We start from the raw sequence: 12,979 nt of genomic DNA on the forward strand, positions 1-12,979 counted from the left end.
ACCCCCGCCCCGCCTCTCACGGGCCTGGGTCGTGCTGGGCGCCGTCCTCGGAACGGATGAACCGGGTGCTGCGCGAGGCCGGCGCCACCGTGCTGGGCCACGCCACGTACCGACCGGGGCTTCACCCCGGAGGGGATCAGCGAGGTCCCGGACGGGAGCGCTCCGGCGCACGACCCGGCACGCCCGCCGGGAGGTCCGGACCCGCTCCCGGCGCCGCTCGCGGACCGGCTTCCGGCCCCGCCGCCGGAAGGTCCTCCCGATCCGCTCCCGGTCGGACGGGCGGCCACAGCCGCATCCCCGCCCCGTACAGCACCAGACCGAGCGCCAGCCCCGCGCCCGCCCCGAAGCAGAGCGTCGGGATGATGTCGAGGGGCTTGTCGACCCGGCCCCAGTACGCGTAGAAGCGCGCCACCCGGTGGGCCGTGGCGGCCAGCACGCACGCCCCGATCACCAGGGCCGCGAGCAGCCGCCCGCGCCGGTCGAGCACCGGCACCCGCGCGGGCGGCTCCGCCCCGGCCGGCGTCGCGCGCAGCGCCCGTACGGTGAACCAGCCGAGCAGCAGCAGGGCCAGCGCCGAACCCCCGTACTGCGCGTACAGATAGACGGGGAACCCGCCGACGATCTCGCCCAGGAACGGGATCAGCCGGGTGCCCCACCGGTCGAGATGGGTGAACGCGTCCCACACCACGTGGGTGGCCGCCCCGATCACCGCGGAGAGGCAGAACCAGAGGGCGAGCCCGCCCGGCCGGCGCTCCCGCCAGGGCCGGCCCCGGAGCAGCCCGTACATCCGGCCGCCCCACCGCCGGGGCAGCAGCGCCACCAGCGGCTCACGCACCATCAGCCACAGGGCCACCAGCGCCGCCGTGATCAGGACGTCGACGGTGACGACCCCGACGAAGGAGTGGGTGACGTTCCCGAACTCCATCGCGCCGGGCACGGCGCTGGCCGCGAAGTAGGTCAGATCGGGGGAGAAGGAGCCCGCGACGAGCGCCGAGGCCACGAGCGGTCCGCGCCCTCTGCCGTCGCTCCGGATGCCCGGCAGGACGGCGGCGGCATGGCTCAGCGTGAACGGCACCTGGATCCCCTCGTCTGGTGTGCGGCCCAGTATGCAAGAGCTGCCGGTGTCGGAAGCGCGGACGGCCAAGTGGTGACGAAACCGTGAAACACGGTCAGGGCCCGGTGCCGCCGCGCCGGGAGTTGGCATAGGGTCACGTGGTCAGATCTCGCGCGGGGAGCGCGGACGCGGTGAACGGGGAGGGACCACACGTATGGCATCGCACTTGGGACGTCGGCTGCGCAGGGGAGCCACCAGCGGTGCGGTGGTGGCCGCGGCGGTCGCGGCACTCGCCGCCTCGCAGGCACCGGACATGGCGCCCCCGCCCGCGGACAACGCGAGCGGTGACGTGCCGATCGGCGCCGGCGACACCACGACGCCCCCGGACGGCGCGGCCTCCGGCAACTCGCCGTACTACACCGACCTGCCGCCGCTGAACACCCCGAACAAGCCCGGCGCCGCCACCAACCTCCCGGTCATCACCGGCCCCGCCGAGGCCGGCATACCCGCGTCCGTCCTCGCCGCCTACAAGCGCGCCGAGCAGTCGATCAAGTCGACCGACCCGTCCTGCAACCTGCCCTGGCAGCTGCTCGCGGGCATCGGCAAGGTCGAGTCCGGGCAGGCGCGCGGCGGCAAGGTCGACGCCAACGGCACCACCACCTCGCCCATCCTCGGCCCGGTCCTCAACGGTGTCGGCTTCGCCAACATCTCGGACACCGACAACGGCCTCTACGACGGCGACGCCAAGCACGACCGCGCGATAGGTCCGATGCAGTTCATCCCGTCCACCTGGGCCACCTGGGGCCAGGACGCCAACGGCGACGGGAAGAAGGACCCCAACAACATCTACGACGCCGCCCAGGCCGCGGGCATGTACCTCTGCGCCAACGACCGCAACCTCGCCGTCAAGGCCGACCTGGACCGGGCGGTCCTCAGCTACAACCACTCCCGGGAGTACCTGAACACGGTGCTCTCCTGGTTCGAGTACTACAAGCGCGGCACCCACCAGGTGCCCGACGGCACGGGCGTGCTGCCCGGCGGCCGCAGCGACGACCGCGTCACCACGCCCGGCGGCACCACCCCGCCGAAGAAGACGCCGGTCACCCCGAAGCCGACCCCGCCCAAGCCGACCCCGTCGAAGCCCGTCCCCCCGAAGCCGACCCCGCCGCCGGTCACGAACCCGGTGGCCAAGGTGGCCCGGATCACGGACGCCGCCACCGGCACCCTGACCGCCACCGCGGGCGCCACCTTCACCACCCGTCCCGCCGTCGTGGCGCTCGACGCGGCGGGCAAGCCGGTCTCCGGCGTCCAGGTGCGCTTCCAGATCACCGGGGACACCGACGCCCGCTTCGGCATCGGCGCCCGCGAGATCACCGCCACCACCGCGAGCAACGGCAAGGCCGTCGCCCCCAGCCTCAAGGCGGGCGAGCGGACCGGCCGCTTCACCGTGAGCGCCACGGTCGTGGGCCGCACCCTCGGCGCCGTCCCGTTCTCCGCGACCGTCACCGAGCGGAGCGCCGACACGCTGACCCGGCTCGACGCCAAGGAGCTCGCGGCCACCACCGGCGCCGAGTTCGCCGACCAGGTGCGGGTCAAGGCCACCGACGACGGCGCCCTCGCCGCCGGCGTCGCCCTCACCGCCACCTTCGTCACCTCGGCGGACAACCCGCAGACGGCCACCGAGGGGCCCTTCTTCAAGGGCGCCGACGGCACCGCCCTCCGCACCCTCACGGGCCTGAAGACCGACGCCGACGGCGTGCTGACCCTGCCGAAGATGTACGCGGACGGGAAGGCCGGCACCTACCTGCTGCGCCTGACCGCGCCCGGCGGCGGCACGCTGACCGTCGAGCTGAAGGTCACCGAGCCGGCCCCCGAGCCGACGCCCACCCCGACCCCGACGCCCTCCGCGTCGCAGTCCACGGGCGCTCCGGAGGCCACGCCGAGCTCCTGACGCCCGCCCCGGCTCCGCCGCGCCGCCCCCGTGTCCCCACCGGACCCGGGGGCGGCGTGCGTCGTTCTGAGTGCAACGTGTTCTCATCTCGCGGCCGCGTTGCTACGGTGCCCCCGCCCTGACGACCTATCAGATCGAGTGCCGGGAGGCCGACCATGCGCGCCCTAGCAGCCGCCGCCATCGGACTGGTCCCCGTCCTCCTGGTCGTCCTCCTCTTCGCCCTGGTCGACGTGCCGCCGGACGGACCCACCTCGCCCAGACCCCTGCTGACCGCCGACCCCGGCCCCGAGAAGTAAGGGGCGACCATGCGCCGCCGAGCCAGCCTCGTCCTGCTCTCCTTCGCCGTCTTCCTCGCCGCCATGGCGCCGACCCTGCGCTGGTACGTCTTCCCCCGCGTGGTGAAGATCCCGTCGAACCAGTACCAGGTGACGGTCCTGGAGGCGAAGCCCGCGACCCTCCTCGACTACACGACCTTCAAGGCCGAGCAGGTCGAAAAGATCACGATCATCCAGACCCTCAAGGGCAACGTGGAGGAGTCGAAGCGGATCGAGCGCGACGCCGGACGCGACGTCGTCGTCTGGGACTCGCTGTCCTACGTCAAGGGCCCCGACGGCAAGATGGTGTCCAAGATCCCCGAGCGCTACGTCTTCGACGCCCACACCCAGGACCCCGTCAACGCCACCGGCGAGATGGTCGACGGTGACGCGGTCCGGCGCACGGGCATCGAGTTCAAGTGGCCCTTCCTCGTCGAGAAGCGGGACTACCAGTACTTCGACGCCCAGACCCGCACCTCCGCCCCCATCCACTACAAGGGCACCCGCACCTTCCGCGGCATGGAGGTCTACTACTTCGAGCAGACCATTCCCTGGACGAAGGTCCCCATGCCCAAGGCGATGCCCATCAAGGGCATCACCCCCGACCTCCTCGCCAAGACCGGCCTCACCCGCTGGTACACCACCCAGCGCATGTTCTGGGTCGACCCCGTCACCGGCGCCCCCGTCAACGGCGAGGAGATCCACAAGGAGGAGCTCCGCAACGCCAAGGCCCTGATGGGCCAGGACACCGTCACCGTCTTCGCGGGCCACGTGAAGATGCGCGAGGACTACATCGAGAGCGTCGGCGCCCTGGTGAAGTCCAACCGCCTGGCCGTGCTGATGGTCGTCTCCTACCTCCCCTGGAGCTTCACCGTCCTCGCCGTCCTCCTGCTCGCCCTCGCCCTCTGGCTCGAAGCCCGCTCCCGGCGCCCGGACCCGGAGGACCAGGCCGGCCCCCGGCCGGAGCCCGTCACCGCTCCGGCCTGACCTCCCGCCGCTGCCGCGCGCTCGTGTGCCGGGTGGCCTCCGCCGCCGACGGGTCCTCCGGCCACGGGTGCTTGGGGTAGCGGCCCCGCAGCTCCGCCCGCACCGAGCGGTACCCCTCCCGCCAGAACGAGGCCAGGTCCGCCGTCACGGCCGCCGGCCGCCCCGCCGGGGACAGCAGGTGCACCTGGACCGGGACCCCCGCCACCCGGGGCGTCTCGGCGAGACCGAACATCTCCTGGAGCTTCACCGCGAGCACCGGCCGCTCCCCGCCGTACTCCACCCGGATCCGCGAACCGCTCGGCACCTCGATCCGCTCCGGCGCCAGTTCGTCGAGCCGCCCCGCCTCGCCCGAGGCCCACGGCAACAGCCGCTGCAGCCCCTGGCCGGCGTCGATCCGCCCCAGATCCGCCCGCCGCCGCGCCCGCGACAGCTCCGGCTCCAGCCACTCCTCCGCCCGCGCGAGCAGCGCCCCCTCCGACACGTCCGGCCACGGCTCGCCCACCTCCCGGTGCAGGAAGGCCAGCCTGCTCCGCAGCTCCGTCGCCCCCTGGCTCCACCGCAGCGGCGACAGCCCCTCCCGGGCCAGCCCGTCGAGCAGCGCCGCCCGCACCAGCGCGGGGTCGGCGCCGTCCCGCAGCGGGCGGACGGTCAGCTCCACCGCGCCGAGCCGCTCGACCGCACGGGCCACCACGTCCCCGTCCTCCCAGCGCACCTCCTCGCCGGCCGTGAACAGGTGCCCCGCGGCGTCCCGGGCCACCTCCTCGTCCACCACGGCGGCCAGCCGCACCCGGGCCGTGGCGCTCTGCGCCGTCCGGTCCGCCACCGCCACCGCCAGCCACGGACTGGACCGCAGCCCCGACCCCTCGGCGAGCCGGGCCCCCGTCCCCGACACCATCAGGTACCCGCCCTGCTCCCGGGCCCTGGCCACCCGCTCGGGGAACGCCAGAGCGGTCACAAGCCCGGCCGCGGCGTCCTCACCCATGGAGCCCGTCGAGGCGGCCGAGGCGGCCGAGGCGGCCGCGCCTGTCGAGCCGCCCGAACCGGCCGATCTGGTCGTGCCTGCCGAGCCGGCCGTGCCCGCAGCCCCTGCGGTGCCCGCCGTGCCCGCCGTGCCCGCCGTGCCCGCCGTGCCCGTCGTGCCCGTCGAGCTTGCCGTGCCTGCCTCCCCGGCCCCGGCTCGGGTCGCCGCAGCCAGCCCCGACCCCGACCCTGCCCCGGACCCCGCCCCGGCCCGTCCGTCCGCTTCCTCGCCCGCCGAGCGCTCCAGGCGCCGCACCTCGGCCCTCCAGCGTGCCGCGTACCCGTCGCCGCCCCTGCGCGCCTCGCGCCAGGCCGCGGCCAGGTCGTCCCCGTACTCCCGGGGCGGCTCCTCGCTCAGCAGGGCCACCACCTCCGCCGCCCGCCGGGCCCCGACCGCGGGCGTCCCGTCCAGCAGGGCCCGGCCCAGCCGCGGGTGCAGCCCCAGCCGCGCCATCCGGACGCCGCGGTCCGTGGCCCGGCCGTCCCCGTCCACGGCGCCGATCGCGGTGAGGACCTGGCGGGCCGCCGCCATCGCCCCGGCCGGCGGCGCGTCGAGCAGCGCGAGCCCGGCGCCCGTCGGATCGCCCCAGCAGGCCGCGCGCAGCGCGAAGTCCGCCAGGTCCGAGATCCTGATCTCGGGGGAGGGGAAGCGCGCCCGGGCCCCGTCCTCCGCCTCCGCCCAGCAGCGGTAGACCACCCCGAAGGCCTCGCGCCCGGACCTGCCGGCCCGCTGGGTCGCCGCGGCGGCCGACACCGGCACCGTCGCCAGCGAACCCAGCCCCCGCGCGTGGTCCATCCGCGGCTCCCGCGCGAGCCCGGAGTCCACCACGATCCGCACGCCCGGCACCGTGAGGCTCGACTCCGCCACCGAGGTCGCGAGGACCACCCGGCGCCGCCCGCCCGGCTCCGCGCCCCGCAGCACCGAGTCCTGCACGGCGCCCGGCGCGCGGCCGTGCAGCTGGAGGACCTCGGCGTCCAGGTCGGCGAGCAGCCCCGCCGTCCGCGCGATCTCCCCCGTACCCGGCAGGAAGCAGAGGACGTCCCCCTCGTGCCGCTCCAGCGCACCCCGCACGGTCGCCGCCACGTGCCGCAGCAGCGCCGGATCCACCCGGGTGCCGTGCGCCGGCCGGATCCCGGCGGGCGGGGCGGCGAAGCGGACCGCGTAGCCGTGCCCCTCGCCCCTGCCCCACACGATCGGCGCCGGCCCGCCGCCGTCGAGCTCGGTCAGCAGCCGCGCCCAGGCCTCCGCGTCGCTCGTCGCCGAGGCGGCGATCAGCTTCAGCTCCGGCCGCAGCGTCGCCCGCACGTCCACCAGGAACGCCATCGCCGTGTCCGCGTCCAGATGCCGCTCATGGCACTCGTCGAGCAGCACCACCTCCACCCCGCCCAGCTCCGGATCACGCTGGAGCCGCTGGAGCAGGACACCCGTGGTCACCACCTCGATCCGGGTCGAGGGCCCGGCCCGCCGCTCGCCGCGCACGGAGAAGCCGACCGAGCCGCCGACCTCCTCGCCCAGCAGCCAGGCCATTCGCCGGGCCGCCGCCCGCACCGCCATCCGGCGCGGCTCGGCCACCAGCACCCGCCGCCGCGGCCCGTCCCCTATGAGCCCCGCGAGGGCCAGCGGGACCAGCGTGGTCTTGCCGGTCCCGGGCGGGGCGTACAGCACCGCGGCACCGCGCTCCTCGAGCGCGGTCAGCAGCTCGGGGACGGCGTGGCGGACGGGAAGCAGGTCGAGTGCGTCGTTTCGGATCACGTGATCAGTCTCGTACGCCGTGCCGAAGGGTGTGCGCGGTTGTCCACAGGCCCCGCCCATTAATACGACTGGTGGGCGGGGCGGGGTCCGTGGTCAGTCCTCCGCCCGCTCGCAGACGAAGATCGCCGTCCCCGGGATCAGATTGCCCCGCAGCGGGGACCAGCCGCCCCACTCCTGGCTGTTCCACTCCGGCCACTCCGGCTCCACCAGGTCCACCAGCCGGAAGCCGCCGGCCACCACGTCCCGCACCCGGTCGCCGACCGTCCGGTGGTGCTCCACGTAGACCGCGCGGCCCCGCTCGTCCTGCTCCACGTACGGCGTCCGGTCGAAATAGGACGCCGCGACCGACAGGCCCTCGGGCCCCGGCTCGTCCGGGAACGCCCAGCGGATCGGGTGGGTCACCGAGAACACCCACCGGCCGCCAGGCCGCAGCACCCGCCGGACCTCGCGGAAGACCCGCACCGGATCGGCCACGAAGGGCACCGCCCCGTACGCCGAGCAGGCCAGGTCGAAGGAGCCGTCGCGGAACGGCAGCGCCCCCGCGTCCGCCTCCACCAGCGGCACCTCGCCGCCGATCCGCAGCGCGTGCTGCAGCTGCCGGTGAGAGAGGTCCAGGGCCACCGGCCGGGCCCCCTGCGCGGCCAGCCAGCGCGAACACTGCGCCGCGCCCGCGCCGATCTCCAGGACGTCGAGCCCCTTCAGCGAGCCGGCCGGGCCGAGCAGCCCCGCCTCCCCCTCGTCGAGCCCCTCGGGGCCCCAGACGAAGCGGTCGTCCCCGAGGAACGCCCCGTGCTCGGTCTGGTACTCGTCGGCGTTCCGGTCCCACCAGCCCCGGCTCGCCCGACTGCTCTCCGCGTCCCCCGTCTCACGCCGGGTGGCCTCCGGCTCGTCCTCGGGGCCGTCTTCCTGTCCGTACTCTTGGTTCATCTCGCCCGTCGATGTAGTTTGCGCTCAGTGCTGCGGCGCGACCCGGGCCAGGATGGCCTGGGCAGACATGAGTTGTGCCGGGAATGCGGCGATCCGCCCCGGGTGAGCGCTTCGCGCATTGACCCTGTCCGGCCGTCCCCGTATGCTAAAGGTTGCGTTGCGAGCCTGCGCGCCTCAGACGGAGCAGGTCGCGCTCGCATCTGTTGTATGTCCCCTCGGTTTTCGAGGCGCTTCCGGTCCTCCGGATCACGCGCTTCCTTGGCTGGCCGGCTTCATCAGCTGCGATACGGGCTTTCGGCGTAGCAGTACCTACGACTTTCTGTCCGTAACCGGAGCCCTTTCCCACATGACGAGCAGCACCGAGACCACCGCCACCACCCCGCAGGTTGCGGTCAACGACATCGGTAACGAGGAAGCCTTCCTCGCCGCGATCGACGAGACGATCAAGTACTTCAACGACGGCGACATCGTCGACGGCGTCATCGTGAAGGTCGACCGGGACGAGGTCCTGCTCGACATCGGTTACAAGACCGAAGGTGTCATCCCGAGCCGCGAGCTCTCGATCAAGCACGACGTCGACCCGAACGAGGTCGTCAAGGTCGGCGACGAGATCGAGGCCCTGGTTCTCCAGAAGGAGGACAAGGAAGGCCGCCTGATCCTCTCGAAGAAGCGCGCCCAGTACGAGCGTGCGTGGGGCACCATCGAGAAGATCAAGGAAGAGGACGGCATCGTCACCGGTACCGTCATCGAGGTCGTCAAGGGTGGTCTCATCCTCGACATCGGCCTCCGCGGCTTCCTCCCGGCCTCCCTGGTCGAGATGCGTCGCGTCCGCGACCTCCAGCCCTACGTGGGCAAGGAGCTCGAGGCGAAGATCATCGAGCTGGACAAGAACCGCAACAACGTGGTCCTGTCCCGCCGCGCCTGGCTCGAGCAGACCCAGTCCGAGGTCCGCCAGACCTTCCTCACGACCCTCCAGAAGGGTCAGGTCCGCTCCGGCGTCGTGTCCTCGATCGTCAACTTCGGTGCCTTCGTGGACCTGGGTGGCGTCGACGGCCTCGTGCACGTCTCCGAGCTGTCCTGGAAGCACATCGACCACCCGTCCGAGGTTGTCGAGGTCGGCCAGGAGGTCACCGTCGAGGTTCTCGACGTGGACATGGACCGCGAGCGTGTCTCCCTGTCGCTGAAGGCGACGCAGGAGGACCCGTGGCAGCAGTTCGCCCGCACGCACCAGATCGGCCAGGTCGTCCCCGGCAAGGTCACCAAGCTGGTTCCGTTCGGTGCGTTCGTCCGCGTGGACGAGGGCATCGAGGGTCTGGTCCACATCTCCGAGCTGGCCGAGCGCCACGTGGAGATCCCGGAGCAGGTCGTCCAGGTCAACGACGAGATCTTCGTCAAGGTCATCGACATCGACCTCGAGCGTCGTCGCATCAGCCTCTCGCTGAAGCAGGCCAACGAGTCCTTCGGTGCCGACCCGGCCTCGGTCGAGTTCGACCCGACCCTGTACGGCATGGCCGCGTCCTACGACGACCAGGGCAACTACATCTACCCCGAGGGCTTCGACCCCGAGACCAACGACTGGCTCGAGGGCTACGAGACCCAGCGCGAGGCCTGGGAGACCCAGTACGCCGAGGCGCAGCAGCGCTTCGAGCAGCACCAGGCCCAGGTCATCAAGTCCCGCGAGGCCGACGAGGCCGCCGCTGCCGAGGGTGGCGCCGCCGCTCCGGCCGGTGCCCCGGCGGGCGTCTCCGGTGGTTCGTACTCCTCGGAGTCGGACGACAACTCCGGCGCCCTGGCGTCGGACGAGGCCCTGGCTGCCCTGCGCGAGAAGCTGGCCGGCGGCCAGAGCTGAACCAGCTCACCGCTGAGCTCCAGTAGCTAGCGTCGAGGCCCGCTCCCCTTCGGGGGAGCGGGCCTCGGTCTTTTTCCGGACGCGGGGAATGGCGCCGCCACGGGTGGCGTTGTCCAGGAAGGACGCGAGGAGGAGCGGAAATCGTGCTTGATCCCCAGGATTTGTACGAATGGGACCAGAAGGGTCTGGCCGTGGTCGACGTGGCCCTGGCCCAGGAGTCGGCCGGACTGGTCATGCTCTACCACTTCGACGGCTACATCGACGCCGGTGAGACCGGCGAGCAGATCATCGAAGGCCTGCTGGACACCCTGCCGCACCAGCTCGTGGCCCGCTTCGACCACGACCGGCTCGTGGACTACCGGGCCCGCCGCCCCCTGCTGACCTTCCGGCGCGACCGCTGGACCGCGTACGAGACGCCCGCGATCGAGGTCCGCCTCGTCCAGGACGCCACCGGCGCCCCCTTCCTGGTGCTCTCCGGTCCCGAGCCCGACGTCGAGTGGGAGCGCTTCGCCGCCGCCGTCCGCCAGATCGTCGAGCGCCTCGGCGTGCGCCTCGCCGTCAACTTCCACGGCATCCCCATGGGCGTCCCGCACACCCGCCCCGTCGGCCTCACCCCGCACGGCAGTCGCACCGACCTCATGCCCGGCCACCGCAGCCCCTTCGACGAGGCCCAGGTGCCCGGCAGCGCCGAGTCCCTCGTGGAGTTCCGCCTCACGGAGCACGGCCACGACACCCTCGGCGTGGCGGCCCACGTCCCGCACTACGTCGCCCGCTCCCCGTACCCCGACGCGGCCCTGACCGCGCTGGAGGCCGTCACCGCGGCCACCGGCCTGGTCCTGCCCGGCGTCGCGCACTCCCTGCGCACCGAGGCGCGCCGCACCCAGACCGAGATCGAGCGCCAGATCGGCGAGGGCGACGACGAACTGGTCGCGCTCGTCCAGGGCCTTGAGCACCAGTACGACGCGATGGCCGGCGCGGAGACCCGCGGCAGCCTGGTCGCGGAGCCGGTCGACCTGCCCTCCGCGGACGAGCTGGGCCGCGAGTTCGAGCGCTTCCTCGCCGAACGGGAGGGCGACGGCTAGCGGCCGGGCGGCGGGATCTAAGCTGCCGCTCATGCTGAAGGTGGGCCTGACCGGCGGTATCGGCGCCGGCAAGAGCGAAGTGTCCCGGCTGTTCGTCTCGTACGGAGCCGTGCTGATCGACGCCGACCGGATCGCCCGGGAGGTCGTGGAACCCGGCACGCCTGGGCTCGCGGCCGTCGTGGCCGAGTTCGGTCCCGGCATCCTCACCCCGGAGGGGACCCTCGACCGGCCGGGACTGGGGTCCATCGTCTTCACCGACCCCGAGCGCCTGGCCGCCCTCAACGCGATCGTCCACCCCCTGGTCGGCGCCCGCTCTGCCGAGCTGGAGGCCCGGGCCACCACCGGCGACGTCGTTGTCCACGACGTCCCGCTGCTCACCGAGAACGGCCTCGCGCCCCTGTACGACGTGGTCGTCCTGGTGGACGCCGCCCCGGAGACCCAGCTCGACCGGCTGGTACGGCTGCGCGGCATGGCCCCGGCCGAGGCCCAGGCCCGGATGGCGGCCCAGGCCACCCGCGCGCAGCGGCGGGAGGTGGCCGACCTGGTGATCGACAACGACGGCCCGCTGGAGCTGCTGGAGCCCCAGGTGCGCACGATCTGGGAGACGCTCAAGGAGCGCGCCGCCGGGACCCCGTAGGGGAGCGGGACGCCTCACCCCGCGGAATGCCGGGGGCGCGGCGGTTCGCAAGTGCCCCCGGAATGGGTAGAGATGAGCTGCGCGGGGGCTTCCGCACGCCGGGTTCCCGCGGAATACGGCCGCCGTGCCCGCTTGTTGAACCGCCGGAGCGAGGAAAGGACGCCACTGTGGCCGAGAGGAACCCGGAGACCCACGTCATCGACTTCCGTGCCGCCGAGCAGCTGCTCGCCGCCCGGGATCCGCGGGGTGCCGTCAAGCTGCTCGACTCGGTGATCGCCGCCCATCCCGAGAACACCGCGGCCCGGCTCCTGCGCGCCCGCGCCTTCTTCGCAGCCGCCCAACTCCGTCCGGCCGAGCTCGAGTTCGAGCTGGTCCTGGAGCGGGAGCCGGACAACGCGTTCGCGCACTTCGCGCTCGCCCGCACCTTCCAGCGCTCCGGCCGCCCCGAGCAGGCCATGCGCCACTTCCGCCTCGCCGCCGCGCTCGACCCGAAGCCGGAGTACCTGGAGGCGGCCCGCTTCGGCGCGGCGGCCGACTGAGCACCGGCGGGAGCCCGGGCGACCGGACTCCTCCGGGCGCCGGACTCATCCGGGCGACCGCGCGCCCGCGGTGCCCGCCGGCCCCGCGAACGTCAGCGGTGGGGGTCGCCGTGGTCCGGCTCGTACGGGGGGATGTTCCGGCCCGGCTGCCAGTGCGGCCCCTGCCGCAGATGGCGCACGACCATGATCAGGTCGACGGCGACGACGACGAACAGCACCCCGCAGGCCGCCGCCCAGCCGGGCCGCCCGAGCAGCGAGAAGACCGTGGTGCCGAAGCCGGCCCACAGCAGCCCCCACAGACTCAGCACGAGCCGCAGCCGCAGGGGACTGCGTGCGGTCAGTGGCTCGCTCCCAGTGCGCATGACGTCGACTCTCCCGACGGGAACCCCCGGAGGGCACTTCCAGGATCCACCCGCGAGGAGCCATCCGAAAGCACCCGGGGAGATCCGACCGGGGAAACCCGCTGGGGGAGAGACCTGCCGAGGAGCGTCACAGGTCCGGGCCGGGTGCGCACCCGGCCCGGACGGGATCAATGGATGACGTTGTAGCTGCGCCACGGCAGGGTGCCGGGGGCGATCTCGTCGCCGGTGTTGGTCGCCACGTAGATCGGGTTCTCGCCCCGGCAATCCCTGGTCCGGTACAGCTGGATGTCCACCAGCGTGTTGTTCTCGACCCTCGTCGCGCCCGACGGCGCCAGCCTGTGGCAGCCCTTCACGGACGGGCTGGTCACCGTCACCACGAGCTCGCGCCCGGTCTCGTACGAGAGCGTGCCGACCATGGTGCGGCCGAGACCCGAGCAGCCCGTCACGGTGACGGCGAGCAGGGCGGCCCCGGTGGCGATGGTGAGACGCCGGCGAAGGGACATG

The 12,979-nt window shown here is 73.4% G+C and carries 12 protein-coding genes; 7 read left to right on the forward strand and 5 right to left on the reverse strand.

From position 1 onward, the window contains the following. Positions 1-136: 136 nt before the first annotated feature. Positions 137-1,075, reverse strand: coding sequence for a DUF4184 family protein (locus tag ABD981_RS29955; protein ID WP_123954362.1), 939 nt, complete (start codon positions 1,073-1,075; stop codon positions 137-139). A 193-nt stretch (positions 1,076-1,268) separates the two neighbouring features. Here ABD981_RS29955 and ABD981_RS29960 point away from each other — a divergent pair, with 193 nt between their 5' ends. The 3 genes from ABD981_RS29960 (at position 1,269) to pgfA (ending at position 4,306) form a co-directional block, all read left to right on the forward strand. Next, positions 1,269-3,005: a lytic transglycosylase domain-containing protein gene (locus tag ABD981_RS29960; protein ID WP_046907087.1), complete on the forward strand. Its 1,737-nt coding sequence runs from the start codon at positions 1,269-1,271 to the stop codon at positions 3,003-3,005. A gap of 155 nt (positions 3,006-3,160) precedes the next feature. Then, positions 3,161-3,301 carry an SPW_0924 family protein gene (locus ABD981_RS29965; protein WP_123954363.1) on the forward strand — a complete coding sequence of 47 codons (141 nt, stop codon included), beginning with the start codon at positions 3,161-3,163 and terminating at the stop codon, positions 3,299-3,301. A 9-nt stretch (positions 3,302-3,310) separates the two neighbouring features. Next, positions 3,311-4,306, forward strand: coding sequence for a cell envelope lipid trafficking protein PgfA (gene pgfA / locus ABD981_RS29970; protein ID WP_046907088.1), 996 nt, complete (start codon positions 3,311-3,313; stop codon positions 4,304-4,306). Here pgfA and ABD981_RS29975 read toward each other — a convergent pair. Both ABD981_RS29975 and ABD981_RS29980 read right to left on the reverse strand, forming a co-directional pair. Continuing rightward, positions 4,290-7,079, reverse strand: coding sequence for an ATP-dependent RNA helicase (locus ABD981_RS29975; RefSeq protein ID WP_046907089.1), 2,790 nt, complete (start codon positions 7,077-7,079; stop codon positions 4,290-4,292). The genes pgfA and ABD981_RS29975 overlap by 17 nt on opposite strands. 93 nt (positions 7,080-7,172) lie before the next feature. After that, positions 7,173-8,006, reverse strand: coding sequence for a class I SAM-dependent methyltransferase (locus ABD981_RS29980; RefSeq protein WP_046907090.1), 834 nt, complete (start codon positions 8,004-8,006; stop codon positions 7,173-7,175). A 346-nt stretch (positions 8,007-8,352) separates the two neighbouring features. On the opposite strand from ABD981_RS29980, the gene rpsA reads away from it, so the two are divergent. The 4 genes from rpsA (at position 8,353) to ABD981_RS30000 (ending at position 12,113) form a co-directional block, all read left to right on the forward strand. Beyond that, a complete protein-coding gene (gene rpsA / locus ABD981_RS29985; protein WP_019885395.1) occupies positions 8,353-9,855 on the forward strand; it encodes a 30S ribosomal protein S1 in 1,503 nt (500 codons plus the stop codon). Between the two features lie 143 nt (positions 9,856-9,998). After that, complete coding sequence (locus ABD981_RS29990; protein ID WP_046907091.1) at positions 9,999-10,937, forward strand: PAC2 family protein; 939 nt, start codon at positions 9,999-10,001, stop codon at positions 10,935-10,937. Positions 10,938-10,968: 31 nt separating this feature from the next. Beyond that, positions 10,969-11,574 (forward strand): dephospho-CoA kinase, encoded by a 606-nt coding sequence (coaE, locus tag ABD981_RS29995; protein WP_046907092.1) that lies wholly within the window; start codon positions 10,969-10,971, stop codon positions 11,572-11,574. Positions 11,575-11,741: 167 nt separating this feature from the next. Beyond that, positions 11,742-12,113, forward strand: a complete 372-nt coding sequence (locus tag ABD981_RS30000; protein WP_046907093.1) for a tetratricopeptide repeat protein — start codon at positions 11,742-11,744, stop codon at positions 12,111-12,113. A 92-nt stretch (positions 12,114-12,205) separates the two neighbouring features. On the opposite strand, the gene ABD981_RS30005 is transcribed toward ABD981_RS30000, so the two are convergent. Continuing rightward, positions 12,206-12,475: a DUF6343 family protein gene (locus ABD981_RS30005; RefSeq protein ID WP_046907094.1), complete on the reverse strand. Its 270-nt coding sequence runs from the start codon at positions 12,473-12,475 to the stop codon at positions 12,206-12,208. A 167-nt stretch (positions 12,476-12,642) separates the two neighbouring features. Continuing rightward, positions 12,643-12,978: a hypothetical protein gene (locus ABD981_RS30010; protein WP_046907095.1), complete on the reverse strand. Its 336-nt coding sequence runs from the start codon at positions 12,976-12,978 to the stop codon at positions 12,643-12,645. Between the last annotated feature and the right edge of the window lies 1 nt (position 12,979).

The sequence above is a fragment of the Streptomyces showdoensis genome (genome assembly GCF_039535475.1).
GTDB lineage: Bacteria > Actinomycetota > Actinomycetes > Streptomycetales > Streptomycetaceae > Streptomyces > Streptomyces showdoensis.

Excerpts from the sequence above, each read along its gene's own strand:
- ABD981_RS29960 (WP_046907087.1), top strand. The coding sequence starts at position 1,269 with ATGGCATCGCACTTGGGACGTCGGCTGCGCAGGGGAGCCACCAGCGGT.
- ABD981_RS29965 (WP_123954363.1), top strand. The coding sequence starts at position 3,161 with ATGCGCGCCCTAGCAGCCGCCGCCATCGGACTGGTCCCCGTCCTCCTG.
- pgfA (WP_046907088.1), top strand. The coding sequence starts at position 3,311 with ATGCGCCGCCGAGCCAGCCTCGTCCTGCTCTCCTTCGCCGTCTTCCTC.
- ABD981_RS29980 (WP_046907090.1), bottom strand. The coding sequence starts at position 8,006 with ATGAACCAAGAGTACGGACAGGAAGACGGCCCCGAGGACGAGCCGGAG.
- rpsA (WP_019885395.1), top strand. The coding sequence starts at position 8,353 with ATGACGAGCAGCACCGAGACCACCGCCACCACCCCGCAGGTTGCGGTC.
- coaE (WP_046907092.1), top strand. The coding sequence starts at position 10,969 with ATGCTGAAGGTGGGCCTGACCGGCGGTATCGGCGCCGGCAAGAGCGAA.
- ABD981_RS30005 (WP_046907094.1), bottom strand. The coding sequence starts at position 12,475 with ATGCGCACTGGGAGCGAGCCACTGACCGCACGCAGTCCCCTGCGGCTG.
- ABD981_RS30010 (WP_046907095.1), bottom strand. The coding sequence starts at position 12,978 with ATGTCCCTTCGCCGGCGTCTCACCATCGCCACCGGGGCCGCCCTGCTC.